General features: G+C 58.4%; 18 protein-coding genes. 15 read left to right on the top strand and 3 right to left on the bottom strand.

What is annotated here, in order from left to right:
• Position 1: 1 nt before the first annotated feature.
• On the bottom strand, positions 2–1,033 hold the full coding sequence (locus TU86_RS23305) for an Ldh family oxidoreductase (protein ID WP_048364944.1): 1,032 nt from the start codon (positions 1,031–1,033) through the stop codon (positions 2–4).
• 131 nt (positions 1,034–1,164) lie between these two features.
• Here TU86_RS23305 and TU86_RS14220 point away from each other — a divergent pair, with 131 nt between their 5' ends.
• The 14 genes from TU86_RS14220 (at position 1,165) to TU86_RS14285 (ending at position 12,730) form a co-directional block, all read left to right on the top strand.
• The gene (locus tag TU86_RS14220; RefSeq protein WP_048364945.1) at positions 1,165–2,040 is read left to right on the top strand and encodes a MurR/RpiR family transcriptional regulator; all 876 of its coding nucleotides are present in this window, start codon (positions 1,165–1,167) and stop codon (positions 2,038–2,040) included.
• Positions 2,041–2,053: 13 nt separating this feature from the next.
• The gene (locus TU86_RS14225) at positions 2,054–2,803 is read left to right on the top strand and encodes a transporter substrate-binding domain-containing protein (protein ID WP_048364946.1); all 750 of its coding nucleotides are present in this window, start codon (positions 2,054–2,056) and stop codon (positions 2,801–2,803) included.
• A 103-nt stretch (positions 2,804–2,906) separates the two neighbouring features.
• On the top strand, positions 2,907–3,626 hold the full coding sequence (locus tag TU86_RS14230) for an ABC transporter permease (protein ID WP_048364947.1): 720 nt from the start codon (positions 2,907–2,909) through the stop codon (positions 3,624–3,626).
• Positions 3,623–4,333 (top strand): ABC transporter permease, encoded by a 711-nt coding sequence (locus tag TU86_RS14235; protein WP_048364948.1) that lies wholly within the window; start codon positions 3,623–3,625, stop codon positions 4,331–4,333. The genes TU86_RS14230 and TU86_RS14235 overlap by 4 nt, the downstream gene beginning before the upstream one ends.
• Positions 4,334–4,381: 48 nt before the next feature.
• Complete coding sequence (locus TU86_RS14240; RefSeq protein ID WP_048364949.1) at positions 4,382–5,623, top strand: NAD(P)/FAD-dependent oxidoreductase; 1,242 nt, start codon at positions 4,382–4,384, stop codon at positions 5,621–5,623.
• Between the two features lie 79 nt (positions 5,624–5,702).
• Positions 5,703–6,428, top strand: a complete 726-nt coding sequence (locus tag TU86_RS14245) for an amino acid ABC transporter ATP-binding protein (protein ID WP_082149407.1) — start codon at positions 5,703–5,705, stop codon at positions 6,426–6,428.
• A gap of 157 nt (positions 6,429–6,585) precedes the next feature.
• Positions 6,586–7,149, top strand: coding sequence for a nicotinamide riboside transporter PnuC (gene pnuC, locus TU86_RS14250; RefSeq protein WP_048364951.1), 564 nt, complete (start codon positions 6,586–6,588; stop codon positions 7,147–7,149).
• Positions 7,146–7,670, top strand: a complete 525-nt coding sequence (locus tag TU86_RS14255) for an AAA family ATPase (protein WP_048364952.1) — start codon at positions 7,146–7,148, stop codon at positions 7,668–7,670. Before pnuC ends, TU86_RS14255 begins: the two co-directional genes overlap by 4 nt.
• A gap of 323 nt (positions 7,671–7,993) precedes the next feature.
• Positions 7,994–8,452 (top strand): hypothetical protein, encoded by a 459-nt coding sequence (locus TU86_RS14260; RefSeq protein ID WP_048364953.1) that lies wholly within the window; start codon positions 7,994–7,996, stop codon positions 8,450–8,452.
• Positions 8,449–9,018, top strand: coding sequence for a hypothetical protein (locus TU86_RS14265; protein ID WP_048364954.1), 570 nt, complete (start codon positions 8,449–8,451; stop codon positions 9,016–9,018). Before TU86_RS14260 ends, TU86_RS14265 begins: the two co-directional genes overlap by 4 nt.
• Before the next feature lie 70 nt (positions 9,019–9,088).
• Entirely contained in the window at positions 9,089–9,862 is a 774-nt protein-coding gene (locus TU86_RS14270; protein ID WP_048364955.1) for a hypothetical protein, read from the top strand.
• Between the two features lie 60 nt (positions 9,863–9,922).
• On the top strand, positions 9,923–10,603 hold the full coding sequence (locus tag TU86_RS14275; RefSeq protein ID WP_048364956.1) for a C39 family peptidase: 681 nt from the start codon (positions 9,923–9,925) through the stop codon (positions 10,601–10,603).
• A 43-nt stretch (positions 10,604–10,646) separates the two neighbouring features.
• Entirely contained in the window at positions 10,647–11,393 is a 747-nt protein-coding gene (locus TU86_RS14280) for a hypothetical protein (protein ID WP_048364957.1), read from the top strand.
• Positions 11,394–11,440: 47 nt separating this feature from the next.
• Positions 11,441–12,730 (top strand): hypothetical protein, encoded by a 1,290-nt coding sequence (locus TU86_RS14285; RefSeq protein WP_048364958.1) that lies wholly within the window; start codon positions 11,441–11,443, stop codon positions 12,728–12,730.
• A 64-nt stretch (positions 12,731–12,794) separates the two neighbouring features.
• Here the strand turns inward: TU86_RS14285 and TU86_RS14290 are convergent, their stop codons facing one another.
• Positions 12,795–14,120, bottom strand: coding sequence for a sigma-54 dependent transcriptional regulator (locus TU86_RS14290; RefSeq protein WP_048364959.1), 1,326 nt, complete (start codon positions 14,118–14,120; stop codon positions 12,795–12,797).
• A 342-nt stretch (positions 14,121–14,462) separates the two neighbouring features.
• On the opposite strand from TU86_RS14290, the gene TU86_RS14295 reads away from it, so the two are divergent.
• Complete coding sequence (locus TU86_RS14295; RefSeq protein ID WP_048364960.1) at positions 14,463–14,729, top strand: hypothetical protein; 267 nt, start codon at positions 14,463–14,465, stop codon at positions 14,727–14,729.
• A 158-nt stretch (positions 14,730–14,887) separates the two neighbouring features.
• Here TU86_RS14295 and TU86_RS14300 read toward each other — a convergent pair whose 3' ends face one another.
• Complete coding sequence (locus TU86_RS14300) at positions 14,888–15,460, bottom strand: vWA domain-containing protein (RefSeq protein ID WP_338053667.1); 573 nt, start codon at positions 15,458–15,460, stop codon at positions 14,888–14,890.
• Positions 15,461–15,465: the final 5 nt, after the last annotated feature.

The raw sequence follows: 15,465 nt of genomic DNA on the forward strand, positions 1-15,465 counted from the left end.
GTTATTGCGCCAGCGCGCGCAGCCTGGCCAGTTCGTCCGCTGCCAACGGAATGCCCGCAAGCAGCGATTTGGCCCGTTCCTTGAAGCGACGATCACCCGGCAGGCGTTCAAGCCCCACGGCTTGCATCTGACGCACCAGTTCGCTGCTGCGTTGCGCAAAACTGTTGCCGCCCGATTTGCCGGGATCAATCACAATCAGCAACTGCCCGGTCCACGGTGTTTGCGCCCCCGGATGCTTGGACCAGTCAAATTCGAACGAAAAGTTACCGCCAGTCAACGCCGCGGCCAGCAACTCCACCATCATCGACAGCGCCGACCCCTTGTGCCCGCCAAACGGCAGCAGCGCGCCGCCGTCAAGGATGGCTTTGGGGTCTTGTGTCGGTTCACCGCGACGGTCCACGCCCATGCCCGCAAGCAGCTCATGGCCTTTACGCGCAGCAATTTGAACATCGCCATGGGCGATGGCGCTGGTGGCCAGATCGAACACGATGGGATCGGCATCGGCGCGTGGCGCAGCGAATGCGATAGGGTTGGTGCCGAACAACGGCTTTTGCGCACCGTGCGGCACCACGCAGGTCATGCTGTTGACCACGCTCAGCGCCACCAGACCTTCTTCGGCGAACGGCTCAACGTCGGGCCAGAGCGCGGCAAAGTGGTGCGAATTACGAATGGCCAACACCGCAATCCCGGCACTGCGGGCTTTTTCGACCAACAGCGCACGTGCGGCTGCCAGCGCAGGTTGGGCGAAGCCATTGGCCGCGTCTACCCGGATAAAGCCTGAAGCCACGTCTTCTACCTTGGGGGTGGCCTGCCCATCCACCCAATTACTGGCCAGTGACGACAAATAGCCCGGGATGCGAAACACGCCATGGCTGTAGGAACCATCGCGTTGTGCCCGTGCGCAGTTGTCGGCCAACACCCTGGCAACGGCGGTCGAGGTGCCGTGGCGTTCAAAAATCTGCTGCAACAAAGTGGTCAGTTGATCCAGAGACAGCGATTCCACGGCCTGCGCGGAAGAGGCGGACTGAGACATGCGGGCGCTCCAATCGAGTTGTTATTGTGGGGCCAACTATCCGGCGGTGACAGATATCTGTCAATTGTTGACTTAATGACAGAAAACATTCACTTTCTGCAACGCGCTGAAATAAAAACAGGAAAACAGCCGTGAGTCAGTCGATCAAACAACGTTTGGAAAGCAGTCTGTCAACCGCCGCGCCTTCGGGCCGGGCGATTGCCAGCTACATGCTGGCCAACCTTTACGCGCTGCCTTTCCAAACCGCCGCCGACATCGCCAGCACACTGGGCGTCAGCGAATCCAGCGTCGGGCGTTTCTGCCGCGCACTGGGTTACAGCCATTTCAAAGAACTGAAAAACGACCTTAGAGACGACTTGGGCGATGGTCCCTGGCTGGTCGGTGATCGCCTGCAAGAGTTCCGCCAGCAATCGAGCCAAAGCCCGCAGGCACTGCCACGCAGCTTTGAGCTGGAAGTCGGCGCGCTGGTCAAGGTCTACGAACACAGCCTGACGCGCGAATGGCAAACCGTCAGCCAGCGCCTGGCCACGCGGCGCAACGTGTTTATTGCCGGTTTTCAGACCGAACGCGGGATCGCCGCCTCTATGGCGCACTTGCTGCAATACCTGCGCGATGGCGTGCACCTGGTGGATGGCGCCGCCGGGCATTACGCCGATGTGCTGTTATCCCCCGCCAATGATTGCGCACTGGTGGTGTTTGAGGCCCGGCGCTACTCGCGCCATGCCCAGCACCTGTGCCGCAAGGCGCGTGAAGCGGGCATTGCGGTAACGCTGGTGACGGACACCTTTTGCGACTGGGCCGACGCCTACGCCGATGAAGTGTTTCGCGTACCCAGCCAATTCAATCTGTTCTGGGAATCCACGGCAGCCATGCTGTCGCTGGTGCATTTGCTGGTCAATGAAGTGTGTAAACAACTGGGACCCGACGTTGAAAAACGTCTTGAGGCAACCGCGGCCTTGCACAACGAGTTCGTGGGCTACACCTCCTCACCCGGCACAAAACAATAAAACGAGGTGCTAGATGAACAATGTCATTCGCTTTGCCAGTGCATGTGCAATGGTTGTGGCCGCAGCGTCCAACGCTTGGGCCGATAAACTGACAATCGCCACGGAAGGCGCCTACCCTCCGTTTAACTACGTTGACTCAGACAACACGCTGCACGGTTTTGACGTCGACATCACCCTGGCGCTGTGCGAGCGCATGAAAGCCGAGTGCACCCTGGTGGCACAGGATTGGGACGGCATCATCGCCGGCCTGATGGCAAAAAAGTACGACGCCATTGTGGCCTCGATGATTGTGAACGAAGAGCGTAAACAGAAAATCGCCTTCACCCATCACTATTACCGCACCCCGCTGTCGATCGCGGTGCCAAAAGATTCGCCGATTACCGATGCCCAGAGTGATTTCAAAGGCAAGGTCGTCGGTGCACAGAGCGCTGCAACCCAAAGCATCTATGCCGAGGAGCACTACAAAGACGCGGATCTCAAACTCTATCCAACCCTGGATGAGGCCAATAGCGAACTGGCCAACGAGCGTGTTGACGTGGTGATTGCCGATAAATTCCCGCTGCTGGAGTGGGTCAATAAAACCGGAAAAGATTGCTGCAAGATTATTGGCGATGTCGACGGCACGATGGCCGACGCTGCCATTGCCGTGCGCCAGCAAGACACCGAACTGCGCGAGCGTTTCAACAAAGCGCTGGACGAGATCGTGGCTGACGGCACTTACAAAAAGATCTCCAGCAAATACTTCGACTTCGACATTTATTAAGTTGCCTGCCCTGTATTAAGGGCATCCCGCCCATTACCTTGCCCTGCGCACCCTGTGTGCGCAGCGGCTGAATATCGGCCCGATTTTGCCCGGGGATTCGAGCATGCTCGATCAACTTTCTCTGCTTTCATTTGCCAGTGGTGGCTGGGGCTCGGCACTGCTTGCCGGCTCGCTGGTGACCATTGCCCTGGCCTTGAGCTGCCTGCCCATTGGTTTACCTCTGGGCCTGGTGGTGGCGGTGGCCGCACGCTCCAAAAACCGCTGGATGCGCGCTTGGGCGACAACCTTTTCGACCGTGTTTCGCGGGCTGCCAGAACTGCTGACGCTGCTGATCATTTACTACGGCTGCCAGATCGCTGCGCAAAAGATCCTGGCGCTGATGGGCTACGACACGCAATTTACGATCAACACCTTCGTCGCCGCCATGATCGCCTTCAGCCTGGTATTTGCTGCGTTCTCCAGTGAAATCTGGCTGGGAGCGTTCAAAACCGTCCCTAAAGGCCAGTTCGAAGCCGCCTCGGCGCTGGGCCTGTCGCCCTTCACCACGTTTCGTAAAGTCGTGTTGCCACAACTGGCACGCATTGCCTTGCCCGGCCTGTCGAACAACTGGCTGTCGCTGCTCAAGGACACGTCGCTGGTGTCGACCATTGCACTGGTCGATTTGATGCGTCAAACCAACCTGGCCGTCAGCGTGACCAAAGAGCCCATGCTCTTCTACAGCGTGGCGTGCTTTATCTATCTGTTTTTTTCAGCCATCTCGGGGCGCCTGTTTGCCTTTCTTGAGCGCCATTTCAACCGCCATCAGCGGAGCGTGCAGCCATGAGCCTGACGGAACTGCAAAACATGTTTCTCAGCCCCGACTTGCTGGAACGCTATGGCCCGCGTTTTATCGACGGATTGCTGGTAACCAGCAAACTGGTGGCCATTTCATTCACCCTGGGTGCCGTGCTCGGCCTGTTGATTGCGCTGGGCCGATTGTCCAACAGCCGTTTCTTGCGCAGTTTCACCGGCGCCTACGTGTACTTTTTTCGCGGCTCGCCCCTGCTGGCACAACTTTTTTTGCTGTATTACGGCCTCGGCTCGTTCAAGAGCCTGTGGCAAGACGTGGGCCTGTGGTGGTTCTTTCGCGATGCGTGGCTGTGCACCTTACTGGCGTTCACCCTCAACACGGCGGCGTACCAGGCCGAAATCTTGCGCGGCGCCATCCTGTCCGTGGCACAAGGGCAGCGTGAAGCCTGCAAGGCGCTTAACCTGTCGCGCTGGACCACCTTTCGCAAAATCGTCCTGCCGCAGTCGTTGCTGGTGGCCATCGGTCCGCTGGGCAATGAACTGATCCTGATGATCAAAGCCAGTGCCATTGCCTCGCTGGTCACCATTTATGACCTGATGGGCGTGACCAAGATGGTGTTTTCGCGCAGCTTCGACTTTCAGGTCTACCTGTGGGCCGCCGTGCTCTATCTGTTGATCGTGGAAGTGGTGCGCCGCACCTTGAAACTGATCGAAGGCCGCCTCGGCCGTCATTTGCAGTAAGCCCATTGTTCGGGCTGCGAACACGGCCCTCGTCTCAAGGATTTGTTTATGCATTGCGACACCATCGTTCTGGGAGCCGGCATTATCGGCGTCAGCACCGCGTTGCAACTCCAGGCCAGAGGCCGCAACGTCGTGCTGCTCGACCGTGCTCAGCCCGGCAGCGGTACCAGCCACGGCAATGCCGGGCTGATTGAACGCGCCAGTGTTATCCCCTACTCGTTCCCACGCGAAATCTCACGCTTGCTGCGCTATGGTCTCAACCAACAGTCGGACGTGCGCTACAGCCTTAAGCACCTACCCAAAGCCGGACCGTGGCTGATGCAGTATTGGCGCCAATCCAGCGACAAAGGCCTGGCCAAAGCCACCCGGGCTATGTTGCCGCTGATTGAACGCTGCGTCAGCGAACATGACCTGCTGGCAGAGCCTGCAGGCATGAGTGCACTGATTCACGACAGTGGTTGGGTCGAGGTTTATCGCACCCGGGCCGACTTTGAAAAAGCCCAGCGAGATGCCGTGGCGCTCGTGCAATACGCACTCAATTACCGCGTGCTGGGCCAACAGCAAATCCATGCGCTTGAACCCGGGCTGCATGAGGATGTGGTCGGCGGCATTCACTGGCTCGACCCCAAAACCGTGAGCGATCCCGGCGGCCTGACCCGCGGCTACGCCGAGCTGTTTATCAAGCGCGGCGGCACCTTTGTGATTGGTGACGCCAGCAGCCTGCGCCCTACGGCCGGACAATGGCAGGTAGACAGCCACAAAGGTTTGATTGTGGCCAACGAAGCCGTGGTAGCCCTGGGCCCGCAGGCACGCGATATTTTTGAGCCGCTGGGTTATCGCATTCCGCTGGCGATCAAGCGCGGTTACCACATGCACTACGCTGCCAAGGACGGGTACACCATGCAGCACCCGATTCTGGATTCAGTGGGGGGGTATGTGCTGGCACCGATGGTTGGCGGGATTCGCCTGACCACCGGTATTGAGTTTGCTGACAGCGACGACCCGATCAACGAGATCCAGTTGCGCCGCTGCGAAGAGCGCGCGCAGCGCCTCTACCCGCTGGGCGAACGACTGGACCCCGAGCCGTGGCTGGGTCGGCGCCCGTGCCTGCCGGACATGTGCCCGGTGATTGGCCCGGCCAGCCGGCATAAAGGGTTGTGGTTCAACTTTGGGCATGCCCATCACGGCTTGACACTCGGCCCGGTGACAGGCCGCCTGCTGGCCGAAATGATGACCGGCGAGTACCCGTTCACCGATCCGACGCCCTATAGCGCCGAGCGCTTTTACTGATCACTGGAGACACACAATGCATGCACAACCTGCTTACGTTCACACGCCCGTGTCTCCATCTACCGACACCCGCAAGGTGGTGGTGGATATTGCTGGACTGAACAAGTACTACAGCGCCTTTCATGTGCTCAAAGGGATCGACCTCAAGGTGCGCGAAGGTGAACGCATCGTCCTGTGCGGCCCTTCAGGCTCGGGCAAGTCCACCCTGATTCGCTGCATCAACCGTCTGGAAATTGCCGAACAGGGCCGCATCCTGATCAACGACACCGACCTGTCGCACACCACCCGCGAAGCCGCCAACGTGCGCAGTCAAATCGGCATGGTGTTTCAACACTTCAACCTGTTCCCGCACATGAGCGTGCTCGACAACTGCATTCTCGCGCCGATGTCGGTGCGCGGTCTGTCGCGAAAAAAAGCCACCGAGCTGGCACAGCATTTTCTGACCAAAGTGGGCATCGCCAGCCAGGCCGATAAATACCCCAGCCAGCTCTCCGGCGGCCAGCAACAGCGCGTGGCGATTGCCCGAGCCTTGTGCATGGAGCCGAAAATCATGCTGTTCGACGAGCCCACCTCAGCGCTGGACCCGGAGATGGTCAGCGAAGTGCTCGACGTGATGGTTAACCTGGCAGGCAGCGGCATGACCATGCTCTGCGTGACCCACGAAATGGGCTTCGCCCGCCAGGTGGCCGAGCGCGTGTTGTTTCTGGACGGTGGCATGATCATCGAAGACTCGCCGCCCAACGACTTCTTCAGTGCGCCGAAAAGTCCGCGCGCCAAGGCCTTTCTTGCACAGATCGTGCATTAAGCTGCGTTCGGCCAGCCCGGCACCTGCTCGCCGCCTCCCCTGGAGGCGTGGGCAGATCGGCCTCCTCCCCTACGGGATGTTTGTCGTTGCCGACGACCACAACGAGCGCACCTGAGGTTACAATCCTCGCCCTTCTCTCTCCCCCCAAGGAACCCCCATGTCAGGGCTTGAACTGTTTGCCGCCGCACTCGGCGTCATTGCCGTCTGGTTGACAGTCAAACAAAACCCTTGGTGCTGGCCCATCGGGCTGGTCATGGTGTTGCTCTATAGCTGGATTTTCTTCGAGGTGAAGCTCTATTCCGACATGCTGCTGCAAGTCATTTATGCGGCATTGCAACTCTATGGCTGGTGGCAGTGGACACGTGCTGGCGCACAACACCAAGGTCGTCAAGTGACGGCGCTCAACACGCGCCAGGTCGCCACGGGGCTGGCCATCGGCGCCGTGGGCAGTCTGGCTCTGGGCGCCGCCATGGCGCACTGGACCGACGCCGCGCAGCCGTGGCTTGACGCTGCGCTGACCGCTTTCAGCCTGGTGGCGCAAATGTGGATGGCGCAAAAACGGTTGCAGTGTTGGGCGCTGTGGTTTGTGGTCGATGTGATATTTGTCGGTTTATTTGTGTACAAGGGCTTGTACCTCACGGCAGGTCTGTACGCCCTGTTCACGGTGATTGCGATTCAGGGCTGGCGTGACTGGCGTCTTGATCCGGCGCTGCGTACATGAAGGTCGTGGTGTTGGCCGGGCCTGAGTCAAGCGGTAAAAGCTGGTTGTCGGCGCAGTTGCAACAGCAGTTTGGCGGCCTGTTGGTCGCTGAATATGTGCGCTATTTCATGGAGCAAAACCCTCGCGATACCTGCCTTGGCGATATTACGGCCATCGCCCGTGGTCAATTGGCATGGGAGGACGCCGCTCGCGCCCAAAGCCCGCAATTGCTGATTCTCGACACGCATTTGCTGAGCAATATCCTGTGGAGCAAGACCCTGTTCGGCGACTGCCCGGCCTGGCTTGAACCTGAATTATTGAGCCGTCATTACGACCTGCATCTGCTGTTGTCGCCCGAGGATGTGGACTGGACGCCCGACGGTCTGCGTTGCCAACCGAGCCTGGTCGAGCGCCTGCAATTCTTTGAACAAAGCCGCACGTGGCTCGAACAGCACCGTCAACCCATGCAAATCATTCGCGGGCGTTGGGATGAGCGCCAAGCTTGCGCACTGCACGCTGTGGGCCAGCTACTGGCCAATTGACACAAATCCGCGCCTGATATGTCCGCTACTGAAACACCCATGCCCTCACCCCCCCTTGATTAACAGGGCCTGCAGGCGATTCAGGCGACTGTGTAACAGTGCCGTTACATAGGCTATTGGAGCCGCCAAACCCGCACCAAGCACCCGCCGCCCACCATTACAGGCTCGAGCCGCTGTCTCAGCATTGAGACAGTGGAGGCGACGCGTCCCTGGCACCAACTGACAACTCATTGCTTTTAAACGCAATTGAAAAAGCGGCACAGCTTCTGCTCTCTCTTTCGCAACGCTGATCAGGGCCAGCGTATTGAAGAGAGAACGATGTCATGGGGACTTTACGCACTCAACTCACCCGTTACGCGCTTACGGCTTGCAGCCTCAGCGCTGTACTCGTTTGCCTGAGCGCCCAGGCGGCGGACAACGGCGAAATCGTTATCACGCGCCAGGTGTACCCGCATGCCGTCGGCAGTATCCCGGCCCCGCCTGACCCCAACCCCACCGTCGTCAACGCCAACCCTGCAGCACAGATCAATGCGATGACGGCCCAAGGCGAACTGGGCGATGGCGATTTTGCCCGCATCAGCACGGGTTCGAGCATTACCCGCACCATCACCACCGGTACCCATAACCTGCCAGGCATGATCGACCACACCGGCATGCCAGGCCTGACCAGCAGTGGTCGAGCCGGCGGCTCAGGTGGCCCGAGCGCCAATCTCGGGGGCCAGATCAATCGCAGTATCGAGCAAGGCATGCGCCCGCTCACCACCTTGGGCGGCGGGCAATGAACGTGAAAATCTCTGTGCTGGTGCTAGCCCTACTGGCATCCCCCCCCGTGCTGGCTGACAGCAATCAGGCCCAAATCAATAATTCCGGCACCGGTTACACCGGCAACATGATGATCAACCAGGCTGCCGGCAACCAGCAGCAACAAGTCAATGCCCGCACTATTTCCATTGGCAGTCAGGTGCAGGGCAACACCAGGGTGAACCAGCAACTCACTGGGCAGGCCGACCCCGCGCTGGACGCCCAGGTCAGTATTAACGGCGACTCGTTCAGTCATGGCAGCGGTATTTTGGGGATCAACCAATCTGCGGGCGCCAACAATCAAATGGTCAACGCCGTGCGGATCAGCATCAGTACAGCGGCGCAAAGCATCGACGACAACGCCCTCGCGCAACAGAACGTGGCGTTGACACCAAACTCGGTAACGGGAGCACTCAACACAGGCAGCCGCCAGGTCGTTACCAGCGATCAGGCCTTCACCGGCAGCCGTGGAGTGCTTCAAGTCAACCAGAGTGCAGGGGTGGGGAACCGCATGGCTAACACCCTGAATGTACGGGTCGCGCAATGACTCGGGTAACGCGCAGTGCAATTAGAAAAATGCCAACACTCACTAAACTAATGAAGCACGGAGAATCACCATGAAACCTGCAATGGCTCTTAAACCACTGGTTTTCGCTCTGGCTGCACTTATGGCTGTGGCCGCTCAAGCGGACACCAGTGATCGCCACCCAACCCCTACCCCCACGCCTACCACCGCTGTAGTTAACGGCGCCAGTGCTGTGATCGCGGATGTGCAAGTCAGTCACGACAACAACATCACCAATAACGGCACGCTGAACAGCGCAAAAGTTGACGATTCGATCAAAAGCACCAGCGGCAACATCGGTGCCAACGTGGCGTCGGGTGCCGGTAACCAGCAAGATAACGCCGCAGCCATCGCCAACAATGACCAGAACTTTGTGCTCGGGACCGGCGCTGCGCTGACCAGCGCCAGCCAGTCCAGCTATTACAACAAAGTGAACAACCACGGCACTCAGAACGGGGCAACACTCAACAACTCGGTCAACACCACCTCGGGTAACGTTGGGGTAAACGTGGCTGCGGGCGACCTTAACCAGCAGAAAAACAACCTGGCCATTGCGGTGTCCGGTGGCAACCTGGCAACCGCCGGTGCCGGAGCGACGCAGACCTCCAACAACCTGACCGTGGTTAACGACCTCAGCTCGGTCAGCACCCACACCCCGTGGAGCTTTGGTTCAACCACCACCCGGGTACCGGTCAGCAACAACTCCAACATGACCAATGCGCTTAAATCCACCTCCGGCAACGTGGGTGCCAACGTCGCGTCAGGCGTGGGTAACCAGCAGAGCAACTCGCTGTCTATCAGCAGCGTCAGCAAAACCGCCATGTAACACGGCGGTTCAAAGGGCCTCTGCATCAGAGGCCCTTTCTTTGTTCGAGGTGGCCTGCTCATGTTACGCATCGCACTCGCTGTGTTGCTGTGTTTGACCGGTGTTGCGCAAGCGGCGCAAATGGCGGTGGCTGCGTTGCCGGGCGCCAACCTGATTTACAAACCGGTGCAGAGCATTCGCGAACGTCGTTTCACTGACCTGGTGGAACAGAAAACCGACTTCAGTTGTGGCGCCGCCGCACTGGCGACGATTCTGCGTCAGGCGTACTGGCTGGATGTCGATGAAGACCATGTGATCAAGGGCATGCTGGTCAATGCGAACGTAGAGCTGGTGCGTACCCAAGGCTTTTCGATGCTCGACATGAAGCGCTACATCGAAAGCATCGGCATGCGGGCACGGGGTTATCGCATCCCGGCGCAAAACCTGCAAAACATCAACGTGCCGGTGGTGGTCCTGTTGGACATTCGTGGCTACAAGCACTTTGTGGTGCTGCAACGCACACAGGACAACTGGGTGTACATCGGCGACCCGGTACTGGGTCATAAGCGTTATTCCCAAGACGATTTTGTTAAAGGCTGGAACGGCATTGTGTTTGCCGTGATTGGCCCCGGCTACGACAAAACCAATGCATTACGTGATCCGCCTGTTCCGCTCTCGGCCAAGAACACACTGAACGGGTTCAGCCCGGTCAAAGATGCCGAGCTGCTGGACTTCGGTTTTATCCAAAGCGATTTCTTTTAAGTGCACACACTGACCACGGGGCAGGACGCTTCGGGAGAGGCACATGAATATCAACTATTGGCTGGCAATCAGTTGCGTTGCCGTCTGTTTGCAGGCGCAAGCCGACTCGATGTTTAAACCGATTGAATTGAAGGATCAGGAATTGGCTGAGTTGCGCGGGCGGTTTGTGATGCCCGGACGCATTGTCAGTTTCGGTCTGGTCATGAGCAGCACCTGGACCAACGCCCAGGGCAACAGCATCGGCGCCAGCACCTCCCTGCACTTACAGAACTCGGTCACACCGCAATTCTACGTGACCACCTACTCGACTCAAGGTCAAAGCCGTCCCGGCACGCCCACCGTCGGCACCGGCAGCGTGGTGGGCGGTGCCGGGCTAGGTGCGGGGCAAGGCGTGGTCCAAAGCGTGCGCGCGGCGGGCGACAACAACGGGGCCAACAACACTGTCGATATCAATGTCAGCTATGGCAATCAGGCGCCAGTGCTTAATCAGCAAGGTACATTGCTCACGGCCAACGCCCCGGTACAGCTCAACAATGCGGCGGGCAACCTGAATGTTTCAATAAGCGGCGGCGCGGTTCAGTTAGCAATTACCGCCAACAATAACCAAGGCACTACATTGCAGCAGATCGCTCAAGGCGGGGTCTTACAGAACACCACGTTGCTCGGCGGCGGTAATGCGGTGAATAACATGACGCAGTTAAATATGGTGCTGCGTAACAACGCGGTGAATACCGACGGACTTAATTCCAGCATTAGCCAACTAAAAGCCCTTCGCGCTGCGGGATATTGAACTAGGCTGAGGCACTACTAAATAGACTTCCCCGGACGGCTTATTTCATGCATCGATCGTTTACCTTTCGCGCCGTTGTATGTATGAGCACTCTGCTTCCCTGCGCGCTGCTACAGGCAGCCCCGGATGTTGATGTCGAGACACTAAAGCAAGAATTACTGGAACTGCGTCAACGTTACGACCAGCAACAAAAAGCCCTGGCAGTACTCGAACAGCGGGTACGTCAAGTGGAAGAACAGCCTGCAGCCCCAGCCCCGCAACGGCTGGTCAAGTCTCCGGCAGACCTCAAGCGCGGCCAGACCGTGTCACAAGCCAGCGGCGGCGGTGCAGGCGGCAGCGGCAGTTCATACGGTCAAGCCCTCAAAGACGACTCGGCACCAGCGCAGAGCGTGACCAACCTCTACGACGAAGCCAGTGGTTTTTTTGGCGGCGGCAAGTTCAGTGTTGAAACCGGCGTCACCTACTCGCGCTACGACACACGCCAGTTAAACCTCAACGGCTTGCTGCTGCTCGACTCGATCCTGCTCGGCAACATCGACCTGGACCGGATCAAGGCCGATAACTGGACGCTTGATCTCACCGCACGCTACAACCTCGATAATCGTTGGCAGTTCGACATCAACGTGCCGGTGGTCTATCGCGAGTCGACCTTTCAATCGGCGGGCGCAGGTGGCGACGCCACCCAAACCGCCGAAAAAACGGTCACCCGCGACCCGACCCTGGGTGACGTCAACGTCGGCGTGGCCTACAAGTTTCTCGACGAGTCCGCCAACACCCCCGACGCGGTATTTTCTGTGCGTGTAAAAGCGCCCACGGGTAAAGACCCCTACGGCATCAAACTGGTCCAAGCGAGCGGCAGTGGCGACAACATTTCCTACCCTGAAAGTTTGCCCACGGGTAATGGCGTGTGGTCCATCACGCCCGGCATCTCACTGGTCAAAACCTTCGACCCGGCGGTGCTGTTCGGCTCACTCTCCTACACCTATAACCTGGAGGACTCCTTCAGCGATATCGGCTCCAGGGCCAATCAAACCCAACCGGGCAGCGTCAAACTGGGTGACAGCTACCAGATCGGCGCCGGTATCGCCTTTGCTCTGAACGAGAAAATGAGCATGTCGTTCTCGGTGTCTGACCTGATCCAAAGCAAAAGCAAAATCAAATACAAGGGTCAGGACTGGCAAACCCTCACCACCAGCGACGCCAACGCGGGTTATTTCAATGTGGGCATGACCATTGCGGCCACCGACAATCTGACCATCGTACCCAACCTGTCGATCGGCCTGACCGAAGACGCGCCCGACTTCACTTTCAGCCTGAAATTCCCGTACTACTTCTAACCCAACGCCCATGGAAAAGGCCCGCCGTGGGTGAACACGGCGGGCCTTTTCGTTGTGCCCCGCCCTAGCGGATCTGGTGCTTGTGCAACAAACGGTAAAACGTAGGCCGCGACACGCCGAGCACGCGTGCGGCCACGCTGAGGTTATTGCTGTGGCGTTGCAATACGTCACACAGTGCCTGGCGTTCGGCCCGGTCTTTGTATTCTTCCAGCGTGCCCATTGCCACGCAGGGCGCTTGGCGCGCTTCAAGGCCCAGGTCAGGCGGTTCAATCTGCCGCCCTTCCGCCAGCACCAAACCGCGCCGAACCCGGTTGGCCAACTCGCGCACGTTACCCGGCCATTGATGATTGCCCATCGCAACCAGGGCCTGGGCACTGAAGGTGCGCGGGCGGCGGCCGGTTTCAAGGCTGTAGAAGTGTGAAAAGTGATTGGCCAGCATGGCCAGATCACCATGGCGTTCACGTAAAGGCGCGGTTTCCACCTGCAATACGTTGAGGCGGTAGTACAAGTCTTCACGAAACCGCCCATTGACAATGGCCGCCTCCAAGTCGACGTGGGTGGCCGCCAACACCCGCACATCCACGGCAATCGGTTGACTGCCACCCACCCGTTCGATGTGTTTTTCCTGCAAAAAACGCAGCAAATTGGCTTGCAACTCCAGCGGCAGGTCGCCAATTTCGTCGAGGAATAACGTACCGCCGTTGGCGGCTTCAATACGGCCGGTCTTGCGTTGATGCGCCCCGGTAAACGCACCTTTTTCGTGGCCAAACAACTCGGACTGGATCAGGTGTTCAGGGATCGCCCCGCAATTGATCGCAACAAAGGGTTTGTCGTGACGCTGTGACTGACGGTGCAGGGTGCGGGCAACCAACTCCTTGCCGGTGCCGCTTTCGCCGCGGATCAACACCGGGGATTCGGTGGGTGCCAGTTTGCCCAGGAGTTTGCGCAGGTCACGAATGGTACGGCTTTCACCCAGTAACTCATGACCGGCGCTCGCCACCGCACTCAAACCCTGCCCACGTAACCGGGCCATGCCAAACGCTCGCCCCAACGTGACCTGGACCCGTGATACGTCAAAGGGCAAGGTGTGGAAGTCAAAAAACCACTCGCCGACAAAATCGCCCATTTTCTTCAGTTTCAAGACCTCAGGGCTGAGCACGGCAATCCACTCGGTGCCGCTGCGGCTGATCATGTCTTTGACGGCTTCAGGGCGCTCCAAGTGAAACGGTTGCAGGCGAAGCAAGCCTACGTCACATGAACGATCAAACACGGCGTCCAGATTACAACTGTCCACATTCCAGCCGATGGTACGCAGCCCGGGCAGTATCTGATGACAATCATCACAAGGATCAACCACTAACAGACGGCGGGATGAGGACATTTCGAGCATGACTGTTCCTTGGCGCCAAAATAATAAAAGGTTTGTAGAAACAGTAAGTTGTAGAAGCTGTTGGTAACGGTAGTCATTCTTTGACGCGCGCTTGTACCGTTTCTTTATAAGCCTAATATCAAATTGAACTTTACCCATTCAAAGAGCATTAGCCGTCACTCAAAAGAGTGTTTTCGAGCACGCAGAAAAATTGACCTGAATCAGGTTTATTAAAAAAGGTTTAAAAAATCGATTCTTTGTGTGACCTGAGAGGGGGCATCGGTCATCAGTACAAGTAACCAACCGAACGGTATGCCCAGCCGACGGTTAATCACTTGATGGGCCTATTAGAGAGACCACCTTATGAACGCCCCGCTCCGTTTCAACGAAGCACTTTTGATTGCCGGCCACGCCTTTGAGCCTTTCCAATGCGTTGCCTGGGCTGCACAAGAAGGCCATGGCGAACTGAGCCTAAGCGTCATTGACCGCACCAATACCCGTATTGTTAGCAAACAGATCCCCCGCAGTGCCTGCGCTGACGCCGCCCAACTCGAAAACCTGCTGGCCCAAACCCGCGCCGAGTTAAGCAATGACGGCTACACGCTGCAACCTTGGGTGATGCCGGCTTAAGGCGCAGATCAATACGGCTGTAGCCCTGATGAGTCGTGCGAGGCTACGTATGCCCGCGCAGCAGTTGTAACAGCATCAATCTGGTGGTTCAGACACACCGCAGTGCTCGGGTTTACGGCTGCTGCGCACCCGAGCGCTGCTTCGTGCCTCGTCAGCGCCTACACGATTTTGAGTTCGTCGATGTGCCGGTAATCCATGCCCAGACCGGTCGCCATTTGCTTGGCCCGGCCCAGGCGGATCGGCCCGCGCTCTATATCGACAAGTACCCCCGGGCACTCGATCCGCGGCAGTGTTGACCACTCTTTGAGGCGACCGTCCGTGAACAGCAACACCTGCTGCTGTTCATTCACAAGGCGCTTTTGCCGGGTGCTCAGCCAGGACGCCGCCTCAGCCAGCGCCTCCAGTAATGGCGTGCCGCCGCCCGCCCCCAAAGTAGTCAGCCAGTCGTGCAACGTCTTTGAGGCTTTTAGCCCGCTCACGTGCCAGGTCGGCACATTGCCACTCGCGGTCATGACGGCAACCAGCGCACGCTCGCGGTAAGCCTGTTCAAACACCTGGGCCAATAACCCTTTGGCATCGGTCAGCGATTGATGGCGACGGGTTGAAGCCGAAGCATCAACGATCACCAGCCACATGGCCTGCGGCGTACTTTGACGCTGATTAAAGGCCAAATCCCGGCGTGTTCGCGGGCGCCCGCGCAGCAGTGTCTGAACCCAATCAATTGAACCCAATGCAC

Source organism: Pseudomonas weihenstephanensis (assembly GCF_001043055.1).
GTDB classification, from domain to species: Bacteria; Pseudomonadota; Gammaproteobacteria; order Pseudomonadales; family Pseudomonadaceae; genus Aquipseudomonas; species Aquipseudomonas weihenstephanensis.